This is a genomic window from Citrobacter sp. MGH100 (assembly GCF_001034465.1).
In the GTDB taxonomy this organism is placed as follows: domain Bacteria; phylum Pseudomonadota; class Gammaproteobacteria; order Enterobacterales; family Enterobacteriaceae; genus Citrobacter; species Citrobacter youngae.
Genome location: NZ_KQ089801.1, coordinates 105,553 through 129,896, shown reverse-complemented (window position 1 = coordinate 129,896; position 24,344 = coordinate 105,553). Strand labels below are relative to the sequence as shown.

Below are 24,344 nucleotides of genomic sequence, written 5' to 3'. Positions count from 1 at the left end.
ATCATATTAGCGGAGGTTATTTCTGAGCTCCGTCTGGGAAAAGGGAGTTTTGAGTGACAGTGGAGTTAAATATGCCAGAAGAAAAAATAATAGATAAACCTAATCTTTTAGAGATGGGGAAACCGCAGCTGCGCATGGTTGACCTTAATTTATTAACCGTTTTTGATGCGGTGATGCAAGAACAGAATATTACTCGCGCAGCGCATTCTCTGGGTATGTCTCAGCCTGCAGTCAGCAACGCAGTCGCGCGTCTGAAGGTTATGTTTAATGATGAGCTCTTTGTGCGCTATGGCCGAGGCATCCAGCCAACTGCACGGGCTTTTCAGCTATTTGGCTCTATTCGTCAGGCGCTGCAATTGGTGCAGAATGAACTGCCAGGGTCCGGTTTTGAACCCGCCAGCAGCTCACGTGTATTTAATCTCTGCGTCTGTAGCCCATTGGATAATATCCTCACGTCCTTGATTTACAATCGCGTTGAGCAAGTTGCACCTAATATTCATGTTGTATTTAAATCCTCGCTCAACCAAAATACAGAACATCAATTACGGTATCAGGAAACAGAATTTGTTATTAGTTATGAAGAATTCCGCCGTCCTGAGTTCACCAGCATCCCGTTATTCAATGATGAAATGGTGTTAGTCGCAAGTAAAAAACACCCGCGCATTAGCGGTCCATTACTGGAGAGTGATGTTTATAATGAACAGCATGCGGTAGTTTCTCTCGAACGCTTTGCGTCATTCAGTCAACCCTGGTATGACACTCAGGATAAACAAGCCTGTGTAGCTTATCAGGGAATGGCATTAATCAGCGTACTGAATATTGTATCCCAAACTCATTTGGTTTCTATTGCGCCACGCTGGTTAGCAGAAGAGTTCTCTGAGGCTTTAGAACTGCAAATATTGCCGCTACCGTTAAAACTGAATAGCCGGACTTGTTATCTTTCCTGGCATGAAGCCGCTGGTCGGGATAAAGGACATCAATGGATGGAAGAGCTGTTAGTCTCCATCTGTAAGCAGTGACCTATGGCAGAGTAAATCCGATGATGCGTCTGGTTTATTCTGCTTTTTTATTTTTATTTGAAGTTTTATGCTGAAATCTGCTTTTGGTTTTTGCCTGGGAGGGTGAAAAAATAGAGTAATCGCTGTAAGTACTCATTTTTAAGAGATTATTTGTCATTTCATTTGCTTATACTGGTTTAATTCTCCGTTTATTCGATTCTTTCCTCCGTTTTATTCTTATCCGCCGTTACGCCACCACTTCAGTGTCAATTGCCATGCCTTATTGTCAGCGGTTAATGTGTTGTTAAACCGTTATTCATTATAAGAGTGGAGGCAAGCCATGGAGATGTTGTCTGGAGCCGAGATGGTCGTCCGATCGCTCATCGATCAGGGTGTGAAGCAGGTATTCGGGTATCCCGGGGGCGCAGTCCTCGATATTTATGATGCTTTGCATACGGTCGGTGGTATTGATCATGTGCTGGTCCGCCATGAGCAGGCAGCGGTCCATATGGCCGATGGTCTGGCACGTGCGACGGGGGAAGTGGGCGTTGTGTTGGTCACCTCAGGGCCGGGAGCAACCAATGCGATCACCGGTATCGCAACGGCGTACATGGACTCCATCCCGCTGGTGATCCTCTCCGGACAAGTGGCTACCTCTCTGATTGGCTACGATGCCTTCCAGGAGTGCGACATGGTGGGGATTTCTCGCCCGGTGGTAAAACACAGCTTTCTGGTTAAACAAACGGAAGACATCCCGCAGGTGCTGAAAAAAGCCTTCTGGCTGGCGGCAAGCGGTCGTCCGGGACCGGTGGTAGTGGATTTGCCGAAAGATATTCTGAATCCGGCGAAGAAACTGCCTTACAGCTGGCCGGAGTCGGTGAGCATGCGTTCGTATAATCCGACGACGACCGGGCACAAAGGACAGATAAAACGTGCTCTGCAGACGCTGGTAGCCGCGAAAAAACCGGTTGTGTACGTGGGGGGCGGGGCGGTGAATGCTGCCTGCCACGAACAGCTGAGGCAGATTGCTGAAGCACTAAATCTGCCGGTTGTCTCCTCACTGATGGGCTTAGGTGCGTTTCCGGCAACGCATCGTCAGGCGCTGGGCATGTTGGGTATGCATGGTACCTATGAAGCGAATATGACTATGCATCATTCGGATGTGATATTTGCGGTCGGCGTGCGCTTTGACGATCGTACAACCAATAATTTGGCAAAATATTGCCCGAATGCGACCGTGTTACATATCGATATCGACCCCACCTCTATTTCAAAAACCGTCACGGCGGATATTCCAATCGTGGGCGATGCTCTCCTGGTGCTGGATCAGATGCTTGAGCTGCTGCCGCATGAAAAATCACAGCAGCCGCTGGATGATAACCGTGACTGGTGGCAACAGATTGAGCACTGGCGCGCCCGGCAGTGCCTGAAGTATGACACCCAGAGTGAGAGCATTAAACCGCAGGCCGTCATTGAAACTATCTGGCATCTGACGAAAGGCAATGCGTATGTCACTTCAGATGTGGGCCAACATCAGATGTTTGCTGCACTGTACTACCCGTTTGATAAACCGCGTCGCTGGATCAACTCAGGTGGCCTCGGCACCATGGGATTCGGTTTACCCGCAGCGTTAGGGGTGAAGATGGCACTGCCGAATGAAACAGTAGTCTGCGTCACCGGGGATGGCAGCATTCAGATGAATATCCAGGAGCTGTCGACGGCGCTGCAATATGAGCTGCCGGTGCTGGTACTCAACCTTAACAACCGCTATCTCGGCATGGTGAAACAGTGGCAAGACATGATCTATTCCGGGCGTCATTCGCAGTCTTATATGCAGTCGCTGCCTGATTTTGTTCGTCTTGCTGAAGCATATGGGCATATTGGTATCCAGATAAATCATCCGGATGAGCTGGAAAGCAAACTGGGTGAAGCACTAGAACATGTGCGCAACCACCGGCTGGTGTTTGTTGATGTCACCGTCGATGGCAGTGAGCATGTCTACCCGATGCAAATTCGAGGGGGCGGTATGGATGAGATGTGGTTAAGCAAAACGGAGAGGACCTGATTATGCGCCGGATATTATCAGTATTACTGGAAAACGAGTCTGGGGCATTATCGCGCGTAATAGGCCTCTTCGCTCAGCGTGGTTACAACATTGAAAGCCTGACCGTCGCGCCGACTGACGATCCGACCTTATCACGGATGACGATTCAGACGGTAGGGGATGAGAAAGTCCTTGAGCAGATCGAAAAGCAGCTCCACAAACTGGTGGATGTTCTGCGCGTTAGCGAGCTGGGACAGGGCGCCCACGTTGAACGAGAAATCATGCTGGTGAAAATCCAGGCCAGCGGGTATGGCCGGGAAGAGGTGAAACGCAACACGGAGATTTTTCGTGGGCAAATTATCGACGTTACGCCGTCGATCTACACCGTACAACTGGCGGGCACCAGCGATAAGCTGGATGCGTTTCTGGCAACGCTGCGTGAAGTCGCTAAAATTGTGGAAGTTGCCCGTTCCGGCGTGGTGGGACTCTCCCGAGGCGATAAAATCATGCGTTAATAGCCGACTGTAGGCCTGATAAGCACAGTGCCATCAGGCATCATCGTGGAGGTCATGCCGGATGGCGGCGTAAATGCCTTATCCGGCCTACAGGTAACGTACCCGTTTTCGCTGATGCTACCTGTTGCGCTTTTTTTTTGCGAAATCAGCAGTAACCAGAGACAAAAGCGGTTGCCGCAGTCATTATTCTGCGCTTAGATGTTAATAAATTTAACCCATGCCATCTTAAAGGTTATGGTTTGTACATTTTACGCAAGGGGCAATTGTGAAACTGGATGAAATCGCTCGGTTGGCCGGCGTTTCGCGAACGACTGCAAGCTACGTTATTAATGGCAAAGCAAAGCAATACCGCGTAAGCGACAAAACGGTCGAAAAAGTCATGGCGGTGGTGCGCGAACATAATTACCACCCTAATGCTGTGGCGGCCGGGCTCCGTGCTGGACGCACACGTTCTATCGGGTTAGTAATCCCGGACCTGGAGAATACGAGTTATACCCGCATTGCAAACTACCTGGAACGTCAGGCGCGTCAGCGTGGGTATCAACTGCTGATTGCCTGCTCTGAAGATCAGCCGGATAACGAAATGCGCTGTATTGAGCACCTTTTGCAGCGTCAGGTTGACGCCATTATTGTGTCTACCTCATTACCGCCGGAACATCCGTTCTATCAGCGCTGGGCGAACAGTTCATTCCCGATTGTGGCGCTGGATCGTGCGCTGGATCGTGAACACTTCACCAGTGTTGTCGGCGCAGACCAGGATGATGCGGAAATGCTGGCGGAGGAATTGCGTAAATTCCCTGCTGAAACCGTGCTCTATCTGGGGGCGCTCCCTGAATTATCGGTCAGTTTCCTGCGCGAACAGGGTTTCCGTTCCGCGTGGAAAGACGATCCGCGTGACGTGCACTTCCTGTATGCCAATAGCTATGAGCGGGAGGCAGCAGCGCAGCTGTTTGATAAATGGCTGGAAACACATCCGATGCCTCAGGCACTGTTCACCACCTCATTTGCGCTATTGCAGGGGGTGATGGATGTGACATTGCGTCGCGATGGGCAACTGCCATCCGATTTAGCCATTGCCACGTTTGGCGATCACGAACTGCTCGACTTCCTGCAATGTCCGGTGCTGGCAGTGGCACAGCGCCACCGAGATGTGGCTGAACGTGTGCTGGAGATCGTCCTTGCAAGCCTTGATGAACCGCGTAAACCAAAACCAGGATTAACGCGCATTCGGCGTAATCTGTACCGCCGCGGCATCCTTAGCCGTAACTAAGTGGTTGCTATTGATGGCATTGGAGAGAATGCTTCGATGCCATCAAATATTTTATTCTCAGAAATAACCTTATTCTATTTAAGAATATTCTTTAGAATTATCTGAAATTTATTCTTTAATTATCCTAATTTAAAAATGCAACTATCCTTTTTTGGGTTATTGATACGTAACGGCGCGTTACGTTTGTATTATTTTGTTACATGCTTGTGTGGATTTGCCGAATTAACAAACACTTTGCCGCCGAATTGCGGCAATCTCTCACCTTCCTTGGCCGTACGGGCCGTACAGACCGATGAACTGGTACTGTTATCTCGCTGCATATTGTCCTAAAATGCCGCTCGCGTCGCAAACTGACACTTTATATTTTCCTCGGTTGATATTGAGTTGTTTTAAACAATGATGAGTTGTTGGATTTTTTTCTTACAAATATTCATGACGTTAATTTGCTTCGTTTGCTGTACGGAATTTGTTCAACGCAGATATTAGCCGTAAACAATGGGTTTTTTGCTCCGCTAAGCGCCGTGACTTGCTTGACAAGGTTTTCCTCCGCTCCGTAAACTCCTTTAAGTGGGAATTTGTGGGATAAAGTGGTAATCGGGGGTGAGACTGGCATGTTCCGGGGAGCAACGTTAGTTAATCTCGACAGTAAAGGGCGCTTATCGGTGCCTACCCGTTATCGGGATCAACTGCTCGAGAGCGCTACCGGTCAAATGGTTTGTACCATTGACATCCATCACCCGTGCCTGCTGCTGTACCCCCTGCCTGAATGGGAAATTATCGAGCAGAAGTTATCGCGTCTGTCGAGCATGAATCCAGTTGAGCGTCGCGTACAGCGCTTATTGTTGGGTCATGCCAGCGAATGTCAGATGGATAACGCCGGTCGCTTATTGATCGCGCCCATTCTGCGACAACACGCAGGGCTAACGAAAGAAGTGATGCTGGTTGGGCAGTTCAATAAGTTTGAGCTGTGGGATGAAACGACCTGGTATCAACAGGTCAAGGAAGATATCGACGCTGAGCAGTCTGTGACCGGCGCGCTGTCGGAACGATTGCAGGACTTGTCTCTATAAGATGATGGAAAATTATAAACACACCACGGTGTTGCTGGATGAAGCCGTAAACGGCCTGAATATTCGTCCAGACGGCATCTACATTGACGGGACATTTGGTCGCGGTGGTCATTCACGTCTGATCCTCTCACAGCTTGGTGAAGAGGGACGTTTACTGGCAATCGATCGCGATCCGCAGGCTATTGCCGTTGCAAAGACGATTACCGATCCCCGTTTTTCCATCGTACATGGACCTTTTTCTGCGTTGGCTGACTATGTCGCCGAACGCGGACTGACCGGTAAGATCGACGGGATTCTTCTCGATCTTGGGGTTTCATCTCCGCAGCTTGATGACGCGGAGCGCGGATTCTCATTTATGCGTGACGGTCCGTTAGATATGCGTATGGACCCAACACGCGGTCAGTCAGCGGCTGAATGGCTGCAAACCGCCGATGAAGCAGACATTGCCTGGGTGATTAAAACCTTTGGCGAAGAACGCTTCGGCAAACGCATTGCTCGCGCCATTGTCGAGCGCAATCGCATCGAACCGATGACTCGCACCAAAGAGCTGGCGGAAGTGATTGCGGCGGCAATGCCGGTGAAAGACAAATTCAAACATCCCGCGACCCGTACCTTCCAGGCGGTGCGCATTTGGGTGAACAGTGAACTGGAGGAGATAGAGCAGGCGCTAAAAAGCTCGCTCAGCGTGCTGGCACCAGGTGGTCGCCTTTCGATAATCAGTTTCCATTCGCTTGAAGATCGCATTGTGAAACGCTTTATGCGCGAACAAAGCCGTGGTCCTCAGGTTCCGGCTGGAATACCGATGACCGAAGCGCAGATCAAAAAGCTGGGCGGCCGTGAGTTAAGAGCACTAGGCAAGATGATGCCGGGCGAAGAAGAGGTAGCTGAAAATCCTCGTGCCCGTAGTTCAGTTCTGCGTATTGCAGAGAGGACGAACGCATGATCAGCAGAGTGACAGAAGCCCTCAGCAAAGTTAAGGGATCGATAGGAAGCAACGAGCGCCATGCCTTGCCTGGTGTGATCGGTGACGATCTTTTGCGGTTTGGGAAGCTGCCACTCTGCCTGTTCATTTGCATTATTTTGACGGCGGTTACCGTCGTGACAACAGCACACCATACGCGGTTACTGACCGCGCAGCGTGAGCAGCTGGTTCTGGAGCGAGATGCGCTGGATATCGAATGGCGCAACTTGATCCTTGAGGAGAACGCGCTCGGCGACCATAGCCGTGTTGAACGGATCGCAACGGAAAAGCTGCAAATGCAGCATGTTGATCCCTCACAAGAAAACATCGTAGTACAAAAATAAGGATAAACGCGACGCATGAAAGCAGCGGCAAAAACGCACAAACCAAAACGCCAGGAAGAACAAGCCAACTTTATCAGTTGGCGTTTTGCGTTACTGTGCGGCTGTATTTTGCTGGCACTGGGTTTTCTGCTGGGGCGCGTTGCCTGGCTGCAAATCATCGCGCCGGACATGCTGGTACGTCAGGGCGACATGCGCTCTCTGCGCGTCCAGGAAGTGTCCACCTCGCGCGGGATGATTACCGACCGCTCTGGTCGTCCGCTGGCGGTGAGCGTTCCGGTTAAAGCTATATGGGCCGACCCGAAAGAAGTACATGATGCAGGCGGAGTGAGCGTTGGCGAACGCTGGAGAGCGCTGTCAACCGCGCTGAATCTCCCGCTCGATCAACTGGCTTCCCGCATTAACGCCAACCCGAAAGGGCGCTTTATCTATCTGGCGCGTCAGGTAAACCCTGACATGGCTGACTACATCAAAAAACTGAAGCTGCCAGGTATCCACCTGCGTGAAGAGTCCCGCCGTTACTATCCTTCCGGAGAAGTGACCGCTCACCTCATCGGTTTTACCAACGTCGACAGCCAGGGGATTGAAGGCGTTGAGAAGAGCTTCGATAAATGGCTCACCGGACAACCGGGTGAACGTATTGTACGTAAAGACCGCTATGGTCGCGTCATTGAAGATATCTCCTCTACCGACAGCCAGGCGGCGCACAACCTGGCGCTGAGTATTGATGAGCGTTTACAGGCGCTGGTCTACCGTGAACTGAATAACGCCGTGGCGTTTAACAAGGCTGAGTCAGGCAGTGCGGTGCTGGTGGATGTGAACACCGGTGAAGTGCTGGCAATGGCCAACAGTCCGTCTTACAACCCGAACAATCTCACCGGTACGCCGAAAGACGCGATGCGTAACCGTACCATTACCGACGTGTTTGAGCCGGGTTCTACCGTTAAACCGATGGTGGTGATGACCGCGCTGCAGCGTGGCGTGGTACGTGAAAATACCGTACTTAACACCATTCCTTACCGAATTAATGGCCACGAAATTAAAGACGTGGCGCGTTATAGCGAATTGACCCTTACCGGGGTTTTGCAGAAGTCGAGTAACGTCGGTGTTTCCAAGCTGGCGTTAGCGATGCCGTCCTCAGCGTTAGTAGATACTTACTCACGTTTTGGGCTGGGAAAAGCGACCAATTTGGGGTTGGTCGGAGAACGCAGTGGCTTATATCCTCAAAAACAACGGTGGTCTGACATAGAGAGGGCCACCTTCTCTTTCGGCTATGGGCTAATGGTAACGCCGTTACAGTTAGCGCGAGTCTACGCAACGATCGGCAGCTATGGCGTTTATCGCCCGCTGTCGATTACCAAAGTTGATCCTCCAGTTCCGGGCGAGCGTATCTTCCCGGAAGCGACCGTACGCACCGTGGTGCACATGATGGAAAGCGTGGCGCTGCCTGGTGGCGGCGGCGTGAAGGCGGCGATTAAAGGCTATCGCATCGCTATTAAAACCGGTACGGCGAAAAAAGTCGGGCCAGATGGCCGCTACATCAATAAATACATTGCTTATACCGCAGGTGTTGCGCCTGCGAGTCAGCCGCGCTTCGCGCTGGTTGTTGTTATCAACGATCCGCAGGCGGGTAAATATTACGGTGGCGCCGTTTCCGCGCCGGTCTTTGGTGCCATCATGGGCGGCGTTTTGCGCACCATGAACATCGAGCCGGATGCGCTGACAACGGGCGATAAAAATGAATTTGTGAATAATCAAGGCGAGGCAACAGGTGGCAGATCGTAATTTGCGCGACCTTCTTGCTCCATGGGTGCCGGGTGCACCGGAGCGAGCACTGCGAGAGATGACACTCGACAGCCGTGTGGCTGCATCGGGCGATCTCTTTGTCGCAGTATTGGGTCATCAGGCGGACGGGCGTCGGTATATCCCGCAGGCGATAGCGCAAGGTGTGGCTGCCATTATTGCAGAAGCAAAAGATGAAGCTGCTGACGGTGAAATCCGCGAAATGCACGGTGTACCGGTTATCTATCTGAGCCAGCTTAACGAACGCTTATCTGCACTGGCGGGCCGTTTTTACCACGAGCCTTCTGAAAAAATGCGTCTGGTCGGTGTGACCGGAACGAACGGTAAAACCACCACCACCCAACTGCTGGCACAGTGGAGCCAACTGCTTGGTGAAACCAGTGCGGTAATGGGAACGGTAGGTAATGGCCTGCTGGGTAAAGTGATCCCGACGGAAAATACTACTGGTTCAGCCGTTGACGTTCAGCATGTGCTGGCGGGTCTGGTTGAACAGGGCGCGACCTTTGGCGCGATGGAAGTTTCATCGCATGGTCTGGTTCAGCACCGCGTGGCGGCGCTGAAATTTGCGGCCTCAGTATTTACCAACTTAAGCCGTGACCATCTCGATTATCACGGCGATATGGAGCACTACGAAGCCGCGAAATGGCTGCTGTATTCCACGCACCATTGCGGGCAGGCCATTGTTAATGCGGATGATGAAGTCGGTCGCCGCTGGCTGGCTAAACTTCCCGATGCGGTTGCCGTATCAATGGAAGACCACATTAACCCGAACTGTCACGGTCGTTGGTTAAAAGCGATTGACGTGGATTATCACGATAGCGGCGCGACGATTCGATTTGCTTCCTCATGGGGCGACGGCGAAATTGAAAGCCGCCTGATGGGGGCGTTTAACGTCAGCAATTTGCTGCTGGCGCTGGCCACACTGTTGGCGTTGGGGTATCCGTTAGCTGATTTACTGAAAACGGCGGCACGACTGCAGCCGGTTTGCGGGCGCATGGAAGTGTTCAGCGCGCCGGGCAAAACCACCGTGGTAGTTGATTACGCCCATACGCCGGATGCACTGGAAAAAGCGCTGCAGGCGGCCCGTCTGCACTGTACTGGCAAGCTGTGGTGCGTCTTTGGCTGCGGCGGCGATCGCGACAAAGGTAAACGTCCGTTGATGGGCGCCATTGCCGAGCAGTTTGCCGATGTCGTTGTGGTTACGGATGACAACCCGCGCACCGAAGAGCCTCGCGCCATTATCAATGACATTCTGGCGGGTATGCTGGATGCCGGGCAGGCCAAAGTAATGGAAGGCCGTGCTGAAGCGGTCACTAGCGCCATCATGCAGGCAAAAGAAAATGACGTGGTGCTGGTCGCTGGCAAAGGCCATGAAGATTACCAGATTGTTGGTGCACACCGTCTCGACTACTCCGATCGCGTGACGGCAGCACGTCTGCTGGGGGTTATCGCATGATTAGCGTAACGCTCAGCCAACTGGCGGAGATCCTCCGTGGCGAACTGAAAGGGGCCGATCTGGCCCTTGATGCGGTGACAACCGATACGCGTAAAGTGACGCCAGGCTGCCTGTTTGTGGCGCTGAAAGGCGAACGCTTTGACGCCCATGATTTTGCCGACAAGGCACAAGAGAGCGGGGCCGGTGCGCTGTTGGTCAGCCGCCCGTTGGACACCGACCTGCCGCAGCTGATTGTGAAAGATACGCGTCTGGCGTTTGGTGAACTGGCGGCCTGGGTACGCGCTCAGGTGCCGGCGCGCGTTGTCGCGCTTACCGGCTCATCCGGTAAAACCTCTGTTAAAGAGATGACGGCCTCCATTCTGAGCCAGTGTGGCAACACGTTATATACCGCGGGCAACCTGAATAACGACATCGGCGTACCGATGACGCTGCTGCGCTTAAACAACGATTATGACTATGCCGTGATTGAACTTGGCGCCAATCATCAGGGTGAAATCGCCTGGACCGTTGGGTTGACGCGTCCGGAAGCGGCACTGGTGAACAACCTGGCCGCCGCGCATCTGGAAGGCTTTGGTTCTCTGGCGGGCGTGGCGAAGGCAAAAGGTGAGATTTTTACCGGCCTGTCAGCGAACGGTATCGCCATTATGAATGCCGACAACAACGACTGGCTGAACTGGCAGAGCATTATTGGCAATCGCAAAGTCTGGCGTTTTTCGCCGAATGCGGCTAACAGCGACTTTTCGGCGGCCAACGTACATGTGACCTCACACGGCACGGAGTTTACGCTGCAAACCCCAACCGGAAGCATTGATGTTCTGCTACCGCTGCCGGGTCGTCACAACATTGCTAACGCCCTGGCAGCGGCTGCGCTCGCTATGGCGGTAGGCGCGACGCCAGAGGCGATCAAAGCGGGTCTGAAAGATTTGCAAGCGGTCCCGGGACGCCTGTTTCCGATTCAACTGGCAGAAAATCAGCTGCTGCTGGACGACTCCTATAACGCTAACGTCGGCTCAATGACCGCAGCGGTACAGGTGCTGTCTGAAATGCCTGGCTACCGCGTGTTGGTGGTTGGCGATATGGCAGAGCTTGGCGCGGAAAGTGAAGCCTGCCACGTGCAGGTGGGTATCGCTGCGAAGGCGGCGGGTATCGACCGTGTGCTGAGTACAGGGAAACTGAGTCAGGCAATTAGCCATGCCAGCGGCGTTGGTGAGCATTTTGCGGATAAAACCGCGCTGACCGCGCATCTTAAAGCACTGATTGCAGAACATCAGATCATGACGATTTTAGTGAAGGGTTCACGTAGTGCCGCCATGGAAGAGGTAGTACGCGCATTACAGGAGAATGGGACATGTTAGTTTGGCTGGCCGAACATTTGGTCAAATATTATTCCGGCTTTAACGTCTTTTCCTATCTGACGTTTCGCGCCATCGTCAGCCTGCTGACCGCGCTGTTCATCTCTTTGTGGATGGGCCCGCGCATGATTGCCCGCTTACAAAAAATGTCCTTTGGACAGGTCGTACGTAACGACGGTCCGGAATCGCACTTCAGTAAACGCGGTACGCCAACCATGGGTGGGATCATGATCCTCACCGCGATAGTTATCTCCGTACTGCTGTGGGCATATCCGTCGAACCCGTACGTATGGTGCGTGCTGGTGGTATTGATTGGCTACGGCATTATCGGTTTTGTCGATGACTACCGCAAAGTGGTGCGCAAAGATACCAAGGGCCTGATTGCCCGCTGGAAGTACTTCTGGATGTCGGTGATTGCGCTGGGTGTAGCCTTTGCGCTGTACCTCGCTGGTAAAGACACCCCGGCTACCGAGCTGGTGGTGCCATTTTTTAAAGACGTGATGCCGCAACTGGGGCTGTTCTACGTGCTGCTGGCGTACTTCGTGATTGTGGGTACTGGCAACGCGGTAAACCTCACCGATGGCCTGGATGGTCTGGCGATTATGCCGACCGTGTTCGTAGCAGCGGGTTTTGCGCTGGTGGCATGGGCTACCGGTAACATGAACTTTGCCAACTATTTGCACATTCCTTATTTACGCCACGCTGGCGAATTGGTGATTGTCTGTACGGCGATTGTCGGCGCGGGATTAGGTTTCCTATGGTTTAACACCTATCCGGCGCAGGTCTTTATGGGCGACGTCGGTTCACTGGCACTGGGTGGCGCGCTGGGCATTATTGCCGTACTGCTGCGTCAGGAGTTCCTGTTAGTGATCATGGGCGGCGTATTTGTTGTAGAAACGCTGTCGGTCATTCTGCAGGTGGGCTCCTTTAAGCTGCGCGGACAGCGCATCTTCCGTATGGCGCCGATTCACCACCACTATGAACTGAAGGGCTGGCCGGAACCGCGCGTTATTGTGCGCTTCTGGATTATTTCGCTGATGCTGGTGCTGATTGGCCTGGCAACGCTGAAGGTACGTTAATCATGGCTGATTACCAGGGTAAAAAAGTCGTCATTATCGGTCTGGGATTGACCGGGCTGTCCTGCGTGGATTTCTTTCTGGCGCGTGGCGTGACGCCGCGCGTGATGGATACCCGTGCGACGCCGCCGGGCCTGGATAAATTACCGGAAGCGGTTGAGCGTCATGTTGGCAGCCTGAATGATGACTGGCTGCTGGCTGCCGATCTCATCGTCGCCAGCCCTGGTGTTGCCCTGGCGCATCCTTCGTTGAGCGCCGCTGCTGATGCAGGGATTGAAATTGTTGGCGACATTGAGCTGTTTTGTCGCGAAGCACAGGCGCCGATCGTCGCGATCACCGGGTCCAACGGTAAAAGCACCGTCACGACGCTGGTTGGCGAAATGGCGAAAGCGGCCGGAGTAAACGTCGGCGTTGGCGGTAATATTGGCCTGCCTGCGCTGATGCTGCTGGATGACGAACGTGAACTGTATGTTCTGGAACTGTCCAGCTTCCAACTGGAGACAACCTCCAGCTTACGGGCTGTCGCGGCCACCATTTTGAACGTCACTGAAGATCATATGGACCGTTATCCGTTTGGACTGCAGCAGTACCGTGCAGCCAAACTGCGCGTCTATGAGAACGCGAAAGTATGCGTGGTCAACGCCGATGATGCGCTGACTATGCCGGTTCGTGGTGCAGATGAGCGTTGCGTGAGCTTTGGCGTCAATATGGGGGACTATCACCTGAATCGTCAGCAGGGCGAAACCTGGCTGCGAGTGAAAGGGGAAAAAGTCCTCAACGTGAAAGAGATGACGCTTACCGGCCAGCATAACTATACCAACGCCCTGGCAGCGCTGGCGCTGGCGGATGCTGCGGGTCTGCCACGGGCGTCGAGCCTGAAAGCACTGACCACCTTTACCGGTCTGGCGCACCGTTTTCAGTTGGTGCTGAACCATAACGGCGTACGCTGGATTAACGATTCGAAAGCCACCAACGTGGGCAGTACCGAAGCCGCGCTGAATGGCCTGCACGTTGACGGCACGCTGCACCTGCTGCTGGGCGGCGACGGAAAATCCGCTGATTTTATGCCGCTGCAACGTTACCTGAGCGGCAACAATATTCGTCTGTACTGCTTTGGTCGCGATGGCGCGCAACTCGCCGCTCTGCGACCTGAGATTGCGGAACAAACTGAAACCATGGAGCAGGCTATGCGTCTGCTTGCGCCGCGCGTGAAGCCGGGCGATATGGTGCTGCTGTCGCCAGCCTGCGCCAGCCTTGACCAGTTCAAGAACTTTGAGCAACGTGGCGACGTCTTTGCCCGTCTGGCGAAGGAGTTGGGTTGATGCGTTTATCTCTCCCTCGTCTGAGAATGCCGCGCGTACCGGGATTGGGTGTCCTGGCGTGGATCTTTGCGGCGCTTAAAGGCTGGGTGATGGCTTCGCGTGATAAAGACGCCGACAGCCTGATCATGTATGACCGCATGCTGCTGTGGCTGACTTTTGGTCTGGCAGCGATCGGTTTTGTGATGGTGACATCGGCATCGATGCCCGTAGGGCAACGCCTGGCAGGCGATCCCTTCCTGTTCGCTAAACGTGACGCGCTGTATATCTTCCTCGCGTTCTGTCTGGCGATGGTGACGCTGCGTCTGCCGATGGAGTTCTGGCAAAAGTACAGTACGACGATGCTGATAGCCTCAATCATCATGCTGCTGATCGTACTGGTGGTGGGTAGCTCCGTTAACGGGGCGTCGCGCTGGATTGCGTTGGGCCCGCTGCGTATTCAGCCTGCGGAATTTACCAAGCTGTCGCTGTTCTGTTATCTCGCCAATTATCTGGTGCGTAAAGTGGATGAGGTGCGTAACAACCTGCGCGGCTTCTTAAAACCGATGGGCGTGATCCTGGTGCTGGCTATTTTACTGCTGGCGCAGCCTGACCTCGGTACGGTGGTGGTGCTGTTTGTTACCACGTTGGCGATGCTATTTTTGGCTGGCGCCAAATTGTGGCAATTCATCGCCATCATCGGCATGGGGATTTCGGCGGTCGTACTGCTGATCCTTGCCGAGCCGTATCGTATTCGCCGCGTAACTTCCTTCTGGAACCCGTGGGAAGATCCGTTTGGCAGCGGCTATCAGCTGACACAGTCTCTGATGGCTTTTGGTCGCGGTGAAGTGTGGGGCCAGGGATTGGGTAATTCAGTCCAAAAACTGGAGTATTTGCCGGAAGCACACACCGACTTTATCTTCGCCATTATTGGGGAGGAGCTGGGTTATATCGGTGTGGTACTCGCTCTTTTAATGGTATTCTTCGTCGCTTTTCGCGCGATGTCGATTGGTCGTAAGGCGCTGGAAATTGACCACCGTTTTTCAGGTTTTTTAGCCTGCTCCATCGGGATCTGGTTTAGCTTCCAGGCGTTGGTAAACGTCGGCGCGGCGGCAGGTATGCTGCCAACCAAAGGTCTGACGTTGCCGTTGATCAGTTATGGTGGTTCAAGCTTGTTGATCATGTCGACAGCCATCATGTTTTTGTTACGTATTGATTATGAAACGCGTCTGGAAAAAGCCCAGGCGTTTACACGAGGTGCACGATGAGTGGTCAACCGAAGCGGTTAATGGTGATGGCGGGCGGTACCGGTGGACATGTCTTCCCGGGGCTGGCGGTTGCGCACCATTTAATGGCCCAGGGCTGGCAGGTTCGTTGGCTGGGCACCGCCGATCGTATGGAAGCGGACTTAGTGCCGAAACACGGCATTGAAATTGACTTTATTCGCATCTCCGGTTTGCGTGGCAAAGGTGTTAACGCGCTGCTTGCCGCCCCCGTGCGTATTTTTAATGCCTGGCGTCAGGCGCGCGCCATCATGAAGCAGTTTAAGCCTGATGTGGTGCTGGGTATGGGCGGCTACGTGTCCGGCCCTGGCGGTCTGGCGGCCTGGTCATTAGGCATTCCGGTAGTTCTGCATGAGCAGAACGGTATTGCGGGATTAACCAACAAATGGTTGGCGAAGATCGCGACGAAGGTGATGCAGGCCTTCCCTGGTGCTTTCCCGAATGCGGACGTGGTGGGGAATCCAGTGCGTACTGATGTCCTTGCACTGCCGTTACCCGAAGAACGTTTGGCTGGGCGTGAAGGTCCGGTGCGCGTGCTGGTCGTCGGAGGTTCGCAGGGCGCGCGCGTGCTGAACCAGACGATGCCTCAGGTCGCCGCAAAACTTGGCGACGCAGTGACTATCTGGCATCAGAGCGGTAAAGGCGCGCAGCAAACCGTTGAGCAGGCTTATGCCGATGCGGGACAACCGCAACACAAGGTCACTGAATTTATTGATGATATGGCGGCAGCCTACGCGTGGGCGGATGTTGTGGTCTGTCGCTCAGGCGCGCTGACGGTGAGCGAGATTGCTGCCGCAGGTTTGCCGGCGTTGTTTGTGCCGTTCCAGCACAAAGACAGACAGCAGTACTGGAATGCGCTGCCGCTGGAGAAAGCGGGCGCTGCCAAAATTCTTGAGCAGCCGCAGTTTACTGTGGATGCCGTCGCCAGCACCCTTGCCGGGTGGTCGCGAGAAACCTTATTAACCATGGCAGAACGTGCGCGCGCCGCATCCATACCGGATGCCACAGAGCGTGTTGCAATTGAAGTGAGCCGGGCTGCCCGGGTGTAATTGTGGTGATGCCTTTTGCATCGCATGAACTGAGAAGTTAATGGCTAAAGAATGAATACACAACAACTGGCAAAACTGCGTTCCATCGTGCCCGAAATGCGTCGCGTTCGGCACATCCACTTTGTCGGCATCGGTGGTGCCGGTATGGGCGGTATTGCCGAAGTTTTGGCCAATGAAGGTTATCAGATCAGCGGTTCTGACTTAGCGCCGAATCCGGTGACGCAGCAGTTGACGAATCTGGGCGCCACGATTTTCTTTAATCATCGCCCGGAAAACGTGCGTGATGCGAGCGTGGTGGTGGTGTCCAGCGCTATTTCTGCGGATAACCCGGAAATTGTTGCGGCCCATGAAGCGCGTATCCCGGTGATCCGCCGTGCGGAGATGCTGGCAGAGTTGATGCGTTTTCGTCACGGTATCGCCATTGCCGGGACCCACGGTAAAACCACGACCACGGCGATGGTCTCCAGCATCTATGCGGAAGCGGGTCTGGATCCGACTTTCGTCAACGGCGGTTTGGTGAAAGCAGCAGGCGTCCATGCTCGTCTGGGGCATAGCCGTTATTTGATTGCCGAAGCGGATGAGAGCGACGCGTCGTTCCTGCATTTGCAGCCGATGGTGGCGATTGTCACCAATATCGAAGCTGACCATATGGATACCTACCATGGCGACTTCGAAAATTTAAAGCAGACGTTTATTAATTTCCTGCATAACTTGCCGTTTTATGGTCGTGCGGTGATGTGCGTTGACGATCCGGTGATCCGCGAGTTGTTGCCGCGGGTTGGTCGTCAAACCACAACCTATGGTTTCAGCGATGATGCTGATGTGCGCGTCGAAGATTATCAGCAGATTGGTCCACAAGGGCACTTCACGCTGCTACGTCAGGGGATGGCCGATTTACGTGTGACATTGAACGCACCAGGCCGTCACAATGCGCTGAACGCGGCGGCGGCGGTGGCAGTGGCAACAGAAGAAGGCATTGAAGACGACGCAATTCTGCGCGCGCTGGAAAGTTTCCAGGGCACCGGACGCCGTTTTGACTTCCTCGGCGAATTCCCGCTTGAGCCGGTAAACGGTAAAGCCGGGACGGCGATGCTGGTTGATGATTATGGCCATCACCCAACGGAAGTGGATGCCACGATTAAAGCTGCACGCGCGGGCTGGCCGGACAAAAATCTGGTAATGCTGTTCCAGCCGCACCGCTTTACGCGTACACGCGATCTGTATGACGACTTTGCCAACGTGCTGACCCAGGTCGATGCGCTGTTGATGCTGGATGTATACGCCGCGGGTGAAGCCGCGATTCCGGGGGCGGACAGCCGCTCGCTGTGCCGTACGATCCGTGGTCGCGGTAAGATCGACCCGATTCTGGTATCCGATCCGGCTCAGGTGGCAGACATGCTGGCGCCGGTATTAACCGGCAACGATCTGATTTTGGTGCAAGGTGCTGGAAATATCGGCAAAATCGCACGTTCCTTAGCTGAAATCAAACTGAAGCCGCAAAACCCGGAGGAGGAACAACATGGCTGATAAAATCGCGGTCCTGTTAGGGGGCACCTCCGCAGAACGAGAAGTGTCGCTGAATTCTGGCGCGGCTGTACTCGCCGGGTTGCGTGAAGGTGGTGTAGATGCCCATCCGGTTGACCCGAAAGAGGTTGATGTCACTCTTCTGAAATCAATGGGTTTTCAGAAGGTGTTTATTGCTCTGCACGGTCGCGGCGGTGAAGATGGTACGTTGCAGGGCATGCTGGAGCAGATCGGCCTGCCGTATACCGGTAGCGGCGTTATGGCATCGGCTATCTCAATGGACAAGCTGCGCAGCAAGCTGCTGTGGCAGGGGGCTGGATTGCCCGTTGCGCCATGGGTGGCATTGACCTGTGCTGAGTTTGAAAAAGGACTTAGCGATGAAGTGGTTACGAGAATTTCTGCGTTAGGCTTGCCGTTGATTGTGAAGCCAAGCCGTGAAGGTTCCAGCGTCGGGATGTCAAAAGTTGAAGAAGAAAATGCTTTGCAAACTGCATTAGCATTGGCTTTTCAGCATGATGAAGAAGTACTGATTGAAAAATGGCTCAGTGGGCCAGAATTCACAGTTGCGATACTTGGTGAAGAAATTTTACCGTCAATACGTATCCAACCCGCGGGAACCTTCTATGATTATGAGGCGAAGTATCTGTCTGATGAGACACAATATTTCTGCCCTGCAGGTCTGGAAGTTGGCCAGGAGGCCGAATTACAGGCGTTAGTCCTGAATGCGTGGAACGCATTGGGCTGTAAAGGCTGGGGCCGTATTGACGTCATGCTGGACAGCGATGGCCAGTTTTATCTGCTGGAAGCGAATACCTCTCCGGGTATGACCAGCCACAGCCTGGTGCCGATGGCGGCGCGTCAGGCGGGCCTGAGCTTCTCGCAGTTGGTGGTTCGAATTCTGGCGTTGGCGGACTGATATGTCGCAGGCTGCGCTGAACACGCGAAACGGTGATGAAGAAGAAGTAAACTCCTCACGCCGCAATAATGGAACGCGTCTTGCAGGAATACTGTTCCTGCTGACAGTGCTGTGCACCGTGTTTGTCAGCGGCTGGGTCGTGTTGGGATGGATGGAAGATGCGCAGCGTTTGCCATTGTCGAAGCTGGTATTGACCGGTGAGCGACATTACACGCGCAATGACGATATTCGTCAGTCCATCCTGGCGCTGGGCGCTCCGGGAACCTTTATGACTCAGGATGTGAACATCATTCAGAGTCAGATTGAACGCCTTCCCTGGATTAAGCAGGCGAGCGTCAGAAAGCAGTGGCCTGATGAATTGAAGATTCATCTGGTTGAATATGTGCCAATAGCGCGTTGGAATGACCAACATATGGTGGATGCCGATGGCAATACATTCAGCGTCCCAACCGGTCGGGCCAATAAGCAGGTATTACCCATGTTGTACGGTCCGGAAGGTAGCGCAAGTGAAGTGTTGCAAGGGTTCCGCGATATGGGGCAGGTGCTGGCTAAGGATAGATTCACCCTGAAGGAAGCGGCGATGACCGCTCGTCGTTCCTGGCAGTTAACGCTTAATAACGATATTAAGCTCAATCTTGGCAGGGGCGATACGATAAAACGTTTGGCTCGCTTTGTGGAACTCTACCCGGTTTTACAGCAGCAGGCGCAAACCGATGGCAAACGGATTAGCTACGTTGATTTGCGTTATGACTCAGGAGCGGCAGTAGGCTGGGTTCCCTTGCCTCCTGAGGAATCTAATCAGCAACAGAATCAGGCACAGGCAGAACAACAATGATCAAGGCGACGGACAGAAAACTGGTAGTTGGACTGGAGATTGGCACCGCGAAGGTAGCCGCTTTAGTAGGGGAAGTTCTGCCCGACGGTATGGTCAATATCATTGGCGTGGGCAGTTGCCCATCGCGAGGTATGGATAAAGGTGGGGTGAATGACCTTGAGTCAGTGGTGAAATGCGTACAGCGTGCCATTGACCAGGCTGAACTGATGGCAGATTGCCAGATTTCCTCAGTGTATCTGGCGCTTTCAGGTAAACATATTAGCTGTCAGAATGAAATTGGTATGGTGCCCATTTCCGAAGAGGAAGTGACCCAGGAAGATGTGGAAAATGTTGTGCATACGGCAAAATCCGTACGTGTGCGCGATGAACATCGTGTACTGCACGTTATTCCACAGGAATACGCCATTGACTACCAGGAAGGCATTAAAAATCCGGTCGGTCTTTCCGGCGTGCGTATGCAGGCAAAAGTACATCTGATTACCTGCCACAACGACATGGCGAAGAACATCGTCAAAGCCGTTGAACGCTGTGGCCTGAAAGTTGACCAACTGATATTTGCCGGGTTGGCAGCCAGTTATTCCGTGTTAACGGAAGACGAACGTGAGCTGGGTGTCTGCGTGGTCGATATTGGTGGTGGTACAATGGACATCGCCGTTTATACTGGCGGGGCGTTGCGCCATACCAAAGTAATCCCTTATGCAGGGAATGTGGTCACCAGCGATATCGCGTATGCCTTTGGTACGCCGCCGAGCGATGCTGAAGCCATCAAAGTGCGTCATGGTTGTGCGCTGGGTTCTATCGTTGGTAAAGATGAGAGCGTTGAAGTGCCAAGCGTCGGTGGTCGTCCGCCACGCAGTCTGCAACGTCAGACTCTGGCTGAGGTCATTGAGCCGCGTTATACCGAGCTGCTTAACCTGGTCAACGAAGAAATTTTGCAATTACAGGAACAACTTCGCCAGCAGGGTGTGAAACATCATCTGGCGGCGGGGATTGTGTTAACCGGTGGTGCTGCGCAAATTGAAGGTCTTGCGGCCTGCGCTCAGCGCGTGTTTCATACGCAGGTGCGTATTGGTGCGCCGCTCAATATTACCGGTCTGACAGATTATGCCCAGGAGCCGTATTATTCAACGGCAGTGGGGTTGCTTCATTACGGGAAAGAATCCCATTTAAGTGGTGAAGCTGAAGTTGAAAAACGTGTAACGGCATCAGTTGGCTCGTGGATTAAACGACTCAATAGTTGGCTGCGAAAAGAGTTTTAATTTTTATGAGGCCGGCAATAATTACGGCCTCAGGCGACAGGCACATACACAACGTCATTCAAGTTGCATCGCGACGGCAACTGAGCGAATCTCCCGTCACATAGTTTACTATGTGACGGGAGTGAGTGAAGGCAGCCAACAAAGAGGCGGCTTGAAGGATAAAGTGTAAAACGGAGAGAGAAACTATGTTTGAACCTATGGAACTGACCAATGACGCGGTGATTAAAGTCATCGGCGTCGGCGGCGGCGGCGGTAATGCCGTTGAACACATGGTGCGCGAGCGCATCGAAGGTGTTGAATTCTTCGCGGTGAATACCGACGCCCAGGCGTTGCGTAAAACGGCGGTTGGACAGACCATTCAGATTGGTAGCGGCATCACCAAGGGTCTGGGCGCGGGTGCAAACCCGGAAGTCGGTCGCAATGCGGCAGACGAAGACCGTGAAGCTCTGCGTGCAGCGCTTGACGGCGCAGACATGGTGTTCATCGCAGCAGGCATGGGCGGCGGGACCGGGACCGGTGCAGCGCCAGTGGTTGCTGAAGTAGCAAAAGATTTAGGTATTCTGACCGTTGCTGTCGTGACTAAGCCTTTCAACTTTGAAGGCAAGAAGCGTATGGCATTCGCGGAGCAGGGTATCACCGAGCTGTCCAAACATGTGGACTCTCTGATCACTATCCCGAACGACAAACTGCTGAAAGTGCTGGGTCGCGGTATCTCCCTGCTGGATGCGTTTGGCGCAGCGAATGATGTGCTGAAAGGCGCAGTCCAGGGTATCGCTGAACTGATTACCCGTCCGGGCCTGATGAACGTCGACTTTGCCGACGTGCGCACCGTGATGTCCGAAATGGGCTATGCGATGATGGGTTCTGGCGTGGCGAGCGGTGAAGATCGCGCTGAAGAAGCGGCTGAAATGGCTATCTCTTCACCTCTGCTGGAAGATATCGATCTGTCTGGCGCGCGTGGCGTGCTGGTTAACATTACTGCGGGCTTCGACCTGCGTCTGGATGAGTTCGAAACCGTGGGTAACACCATCCGTGCATTTGCATCGGATAACGCGACTGTGGTTATCGGTACTTCTCTGGACCCGGATATGAACGACGAACTGCGCGTTACCGTTGTTGCCACTGGAATTGGTATGGACAAGCGTCCTGAAATCACTCTGGTGACCAACAAGCAGGTTCAGCAGCCGGTAATGGATCGTTACCAGCAGCACGGTATGGCGCCGTTGACGCAAGAGCAAAAACCGGTAGCGAAGGTGGTTAACGACAATACGCCGCAGACCACTAAAGAGCCGGATTATCTGGATATCCCTGCATTCCTGCGTAAGCAAGCTGATTAAGAATTAGCTGGAATTTGGGGATTGTGGCTCTTTGTGCTAAACTGGCCCACCGAATGTATAGTACACTTCGGTTGGATAGGTAATTTGGCGAGATTATACGATGATCAAACAAAGGACTCTTAAACGTATCGTTCAGGCGACTGGCGTCGGTTTACATACCGGCAAAAAAGTCACCCTGACATTACGCCCTGCGCCGGCCAACACCGGGGTCATCTATCGTCGCACCGACTTGAATCCTCCGGTAGATTTCCCGGCCGATGCCAAATCTGTGCGTGATACCATGCTCTGTACGTGTCTGGTCAACGAGCATGATGTGCGGATTTCAACCGTTGAGCATCTTAATGCTGCTCTGGCGGGCTTAGGTATCGATAACATCGTTATTGAGGTTAATGCCCCGGAAATCCCGATCATGGATGGTAGTGCTGCTCCGTTCGTTTACTTGCTGCTTGATGCAGGTATTGAAGAACTGAACAGTGCGAAGAAATTTGTCCGCATCAAAGAGACCGTTCGCGTCGAAGATGGCGACAAGTGGGCTGAGTTTAAGCCGTATAATGGTTTTACGTTGGATTTCACCATCGACTTTAACCATCCGGCGATCGACTCCAGCACCCAGCGCTATGCGATGAACTTCTCTGCTGATGCGTTCATGCGTCAGATCAGCCGTGCGCGTACTTTCGGCTTCATGCGTGATATCGAATATCTGCAGTCCCGCGGCCTGTGCCTGGGCGGCAGCTTCGATTGTGCCATCGTTGTTGACGATTATCGCGTACTGAACGAAGACGGCCTGCGTTTTGAAGATGAATTCGTTCGTCACAAAATGCTCGACGCGATCGGTGACTTGTTCATGTGTGGTCACAACATTATTGGTGCATTTACCGCGTATAAATCCGGTCATGCATTGAATAACAAACTGTTGCAGGCGGTCCTGGCAAAACAGGAAGCCTGGGAATATGTGACCTTCCAGGACGACGCAGAACTGCCGCTGGCGTTCAAAGCGCCTTCGACTGTACTGGCATAATAACTATACACAAAATCATTCAAGTTGCATCAAGGCGGCAACTGAGCGAATCCTCAGGAACGTACGACCAGTACGTGACTGGGGTGAGAGAAGGCAGCCAACAAAGAGGCAGCTTGAAGGATGAAGTGTATATCTGTCGTATAAATTCGACTGGTCAATCTGGCACTCTCTCCGGCCAGGTGAGCCAGTCGTTTTTTTTATCCTCCAATAGCTCACCGTCTTTTTCGATGCGACTTTTTTCCCGCTGTCAGATTAAAATACTGAGCGATCGCTGCTTTCTTAAGCATATTTACCCGCGACTTGCGTCATTACTGCTGTGGTGCGAACGCATTAATGGTAATATTTGTGCGCAAAAAATGGTTTTGCATTTATAACCCCAAACGCAGGGTAGATCAGGTGGCAATAACGTGAGTGGAATACTGACGCGCTGGCGACAGTTAGGCAGACGGTACTTCTGGCCGCATCTCTTATTAGGGATGGTCGCGGCAAGTTTTGGCCTGCCCGCGATCGGTAATGCTGCTGAACCTAATACCCCCGCGAAGGCGACCGCCAGCAATCACGATCAAGGCGCTAAAGTTAACTTTAACCAGCTTGCTTTGCTGGAAGCCACTAACCGTCGCCCGAATTTTACTGTTGATTATTGGCATCAACATGCCATTCGTACGGTTATACGCCATCTTTCTTTTGCTATGGCCCCTCAGGCGCTGCCCGTTGCCGAAGAGCCGTTGCCAATCCAGGCGCACCATCTTGCGTTACTGAATACGCTTAGCGCGATGCTGACGCAGGAAGGCAGACCGCCGGCGACAGTAAGTCGCGTGACATATGCCCATTTCACTTCTCTGGCCGCGTTTAGTGTTCCTGTCTGGATAAGCCAGCAGCAGGGTATCCGCGCTGGTCCTCAACGCCTCAGCTAAAAAAGAACCTTCCAACTTATAATTT

At 53.2% G+C, this 24,344-nt stretch carries 21 protein-coding genes; all 21 read left to right on the top strand.

Translation table 11 applies throughout. From position 1 onward, the window contains the following. Positions 1-71: 71 nt before the first annotated feature. The 21 genes from leuO (at position 72) to secM (ending at position 24,319) form a co-directional block, all read left to right on the top strand. Positions 72-1,019: a transcriptional regulator LeuO gene (gene leuO / locus SK32_RS12300; RefSeq protein WP_048212701.1), complete on the top strand. Its 948-nt coding sequence runs from the start codon at positions 72-74 to the stop codon at positions 1,017-1,019. Positions 1,020-1,338: 319 nt separating this feature from the next. Beyond that, on the top strand, positions 1,339-3,063 hold the full coding sequence (ilvI, locus tag SK32_RS12295) for an acetolactate synthase 3 large subunit (protein WP_075551414.1): 1,725 nt from the start codon (positions 1,339-1,341) through the stop codon (positions 3,061-3,063). A gap of 2 nt (positions 3,064-3,065) precedes the next feature. After that, entirely contained in the window at positions 3,066-3,557 is a 492-nt protein-coding gene (gene ilvN / locus SK32_RS12290) for an acetolactate synthase small subunit (RefSeq protein ID WP_003829566.1), read from the top strand. A gap of 265 nt (positions 3,558-3,822) precedes the next feature. Next, positions 3,823-4,827 (top strand): catabolite repressor/activator, encoded by a 1,005-nt coding sequence (cra, locus tag SK32_RS12285; RefSeq protein ID WP_048212699.1) that lies wholly within the window; start codon positions 3,823-3,825, stop codon positions 4,825-4,827. 611 nt (positions 4,828-5,438) lie between these two features. Further along, positions 5,439-5,897 carry a division/cell wall cluster transcriptional repressor MraZ gene (gene mraZ / locus SK32_RS12280; protein ID WP_003018792.1) on the top strand — a complete coding sequence of 153 codons (459 nt, stop codon included), beginning with the start codon at positions 5,439-5,441 and terminating at the stop codon, positions 5,895-5,897. Between the two features lies 1 nt (position 5,898). Beyond that, on the top strand, positions 5,899-6,840 hold the full coding sequence (gene rsmH / locus SK32_RS12275; protein ID WP_006686694.1) for a 16S rRNA (cytosine(1402)-N(4))-methyltransferase RsmH: 942 nt from the start codon (positions 5,899-5,901) through the stop codon (positions 6,838-6,840). Next, entirely contained in the window at positions 6,837-7,202 is a 366-nt protein-coding gene (gene ftsL / locus SK32_RS12270) for a cell division protein FtsL (protein ID WP_000625651.1), read from the top strand. The genes rsmH and ftsL overlap by 4 nt, the downstream gene beginning before the upstream one ends. Positions 7,203-7,217: 15 nt before the next feature. Continuing rightward, positions 7,218-8,984: a peptidoglycan glycosyltransferase FtsI gene (gene ftsI, locus SK32_RS12265; protein ID WP_003018783.1), complete on the top strand. Its 1,767-nt coding sequence runs from the start codon at positions 7,218-7,220 to the stop codon at positions 8,982-8,984. Continuing rightward, positions 8,971-10,458: a UDP-N-acetylmuramoyl-L-alanyl-D-glutamate--2,6-diaminopimelate ligase gene (murE, locus tag SK32_RS12260; RefSeq protein WP_048212698.1), complete on the top strand. Its 1,488-nt coding sequence runs from the start codon at positions 8,971-8,973 to the stop codon at positions 10,456-10,458. Before ftsI ends, murE begins: the two co-directional genes overlap by 14 nt. Continuing rightward, positions 10,455-11,813: a UDP-N-acetylmuramoyl-tripeptide--D-alanyl-D-alanine ligase gene (gene murF / locus SK32_RS12255; protein ID WP_048212697.1), complete on the top strand. Its 1,359-nt coding sequence runs from the start codon at positions 10,455-10,457 to the stop codon at positions 11,811-11,813. The genes murE and murF overlap by 4 nt, the downstream gene beginning before the upstream one ends. Then, positions 11,807-12,889, top strand: a complete 1,083-nt coding sequence (mraY, locus tag SK32_RS12250; RefSeq protein WP_003018774.1) for a phospho-N-acetylmuramoyl-pentapeptide-transferase — start codon at positions 11,807-11,809, stop codon at positions 12,887-12,889. The genes murF and mraY overlap by 7 nt, the downstream gene beginning before the upstream one ends. A gap of 2 nt (positions 12,890-12,891) precedes the next feature. Continuing rightward, a complete protein-coding gene (murD, locus tag SK32_RS12245; protein WP_048212696.1) occupies positions 12,892-14,208 on the top strand; it encodes a UDP-N-acetylmuramoyl-L-alanine--D-glutamate ligase in 1,317 nt (438 codons plus the stop codon). After that, positions 14,208-15,452 (top strand): cell division protein FtsW, encoded by a 1,245-nt coding sequence (gene ftsW, locus SK32_RS12240; RefSeq protein ID WP_048212695.1) that lies wholly within the window; start codon positions 14,208-14,210, stop codon positions 15,450-15,452. Before murD ends, ftsW begins: the two co-directional genes overlap by 1 nt. Beyond that, the gene (gene murG / locus SK32_RS12235; protein WP_048212694.1) at positions 15,449-16,516 is read left to right on the top strand and encodes an undecaprenyldiphospho-muramoylpentapeptide beta-N-acetylglucosaminyltransferase; all 1,068 of its coding nucleotides are present in this window, start codon (positions 15,449-15,451) and stop codon (positions 16,514-16,516) included. The genes ftsW and murG overlap by 4 nt, the downstream gene beginning before the upstream one ends. Before the next feature lie 51 nt (positions 16,517-16,567). Beyond that, complete coding sequence (murC, locus tag SK32_RS12230) at positions 16,568-18,043, top strand: UDP-N-acetylmuramate--L-alanine ligase (protein WP_003018763.1); 1,476 nt, start codon at positions 16,568-16,570, stop codon at positions 18,041-18,043. Then, on the top strand, positions 18,036-18,956 hold the full coding sequence (locus SK32_RS12225; protein ID WP_048212693.1) for a D-alanine--D-alanine ligase: 921 nt from the start codon (positions 18,036-18,038) through the stop codon (positions 18,954-18,956). The genes murC and SK32_RS12225 overlap by 8 nt, the downstream gene beginning before the upstream one ends. A 1-nt stretch (position 18,957) precedes the next feature. Further along, positions 18,958-19,791, top strand: coding sequence for a cell division protein FtsQ (gene ftsQ / locus SK32_RS12220; RefSeq protein ID WP_048212692.1), 834 nt, complete (start codon positions 18,958-18,960; stop codon positions 19,789-19,791). Further along, entirely contained in the window at positions 19,788-21,050 is a 1,263-nt protein-coding gene (gene ftsA, locus SK32_RS12215; RefSeq protein ID WP_003018755.1) for a cell division protein FtsA, read from the top strand. Before ftsQ ends, ftsA begins: the two co-directional genes overlap by 4 nt. A gap of 185 nt (positions 21,051-21,235) precedes the next feature. Beyond that, positions 21,236-22,387 carry a cell division protein FtsZ gene (gene ftsZ, locus SK32_RS12210; RefSeq protein ID WP_003018753.1) on the top strand — a complete coding sequence of 384 codons (1,152 nt, stop codon included), beginning with the start codon at positions 21,236-21,238 and terminating at the stop codon, positions 22,385-22,387. Between the two features lie 100 nt (positions 22,388-22,487). After that, positions 22,488-23,405 (top strand): UDP-3-O-acyl-N-acetylglucosamine deacetylase, encoded by a 918-nt coding sequence (lpxC, locus tag SK32_RS12205; RefSeq protein WP_048212691.1) that lies wholly within the window; start codon positions 22,488-22,490, stop codon positions 23,403-23,405. 407 nt (positions 23,406-23,812) lie between these two features. Continuing rightward, positions 23,813-24,319 (top strand): secA translation cis-regulator SecM, encoded by a 507-nt coding sequence (gene secM / locus SK32_RS12200; protein ID WP_048212690.1) that lies wholly within the window; start codon positions 23,813-23,815, stop codon positions 24,317-24,319. Positions 24,320-24,344 lie beyond the last annotated feature (25 nt).

What these genes read in the sequence shown, in the direction of transcription:
- SK32_RS12225 (WP_048212693.1), top strand. Translation starts at nt 18,036, where the DNA reads ATGGCTGATAAAATCGCGGTCCTGTTAGGGGGCACCTCCGCAGAACGA.
- ftsQ (WP_048212692.1), top strand. Translation starts at nt 18,958, where the DNA reads ATGTCGCAGGCTGCGCTGAACACGCGAAACGGTGATGAAGAAGAAGTA.
- leuO (WP_048212701.1), top strand. Translation starts at nt 72, where the DNA reads ATGCCAGAAGAAAAAATAATAGATAAACCTAATCTTTTAGAGATGGGG.
- ilvN (WP_003829566.1), top strand. Translation starts at nt 3,066, where the DNA reads ATGCGCCGGATATTATCAGTATTACTGGAAAACGAGTCTGGGGCATTA.
- ftsZ (WP_003018753.1), top strand. Translation starts at nt 21,236, where the DNA reads ATGTTTGAACCTATGGAACTGACCAATGACGCGGTGATTAAAGTCATC.
- ftsW (WP_048212695.1), top strand. Translation starts at nt 14,208, where the DNA reads ATGCGTTTATCTCTCCCTCGTCTGAGAATGCCGCGCGTACCGGGATTG.
- ftsL (WP_000625651.1), top strand. Translation starts at nt 6,837, where the DNA reads ATGATCAGCAGAGTGACAGAAGCCCTCAGCAAAGTTAAGGGATCGATA.
- mraY (WP_003018774.1), top strand. Translation starts at nt 11,807, where the DNA reads ATGTTAGTTTGGCTGGCCGAACATTTGGTCAAATATTATTCCGGCTTT.
- rsmH (WP_006686694.1), top strand. Translation starts at nt 5,899, where the DNA reads ATGATGGAAAATTATAAACACACCACGGTGTTGCTGGATGAAGCCGTA.
- lpxC (WP_048212691.1), top strand. Translation starts at nt 22,488, where the DNA reads ATGATCAAACAAAGGACTCTTAAACGTATCGTTCAGGCGACTGGCGTC.
- ftsI (WP_003018783.1), top strand. Translation starts at nt 7,218, where the DNA reads ATGAAAGCAGCGGCAAAAACGCACAAACCAAAACGCCAGGAAGAACAA.
- ftsA (WP_003018755.1), top strand. Translation starts at nt 19,788, where the DNA reads ATGATCAAGGCGACGGACAGAAAACTGGTAGTTGGACTGGAGATTGGC.
- murC (WP_003018763.1), top strand. Translation starts at nt 16,568, where the DNA reads ATGAATACACAACAACTGGCAAAACTGCGTTCCATCGTGCCCGAAATG.
- ilvI (WP_075551414.1), top strand. Translation starts at nt 1,339, where the DNA reads ATGGAGATGTTGTCTGGAGCCGAGATGGTCGTCCGATCGCTCATCGAT.
- murF (WP_048212697.1), top strand. Translation starts at nt 10,455, where the DNA reads ATGATTAGCGTAACGCTCAGCCAACTGGCGGAGATCCTCCGTGGCGAA.
- murD (WP_048212696.1), top strand. Translation starts at nt 12,892, where the DNA reads ATGGCTGATTACCAGGGTAAAAAAGTCGTCATTATCGGTCTGGGATTG.
- murG (WP_048212694.1), top strand. Translation starts at nt 15,449, where the DNA reads ATGAGTGGTCAACCGAAGCGGTTAATGGTGATGGCGGGCGGTACCGGT.
- mraZ (WP_003018792.1), top strand. Translation starts at nt 5,439, where the DNA reads ATGTTCCGGGGAGCAACGTTAGTTAATCTCGACAGTAAAGGGCGCTTA.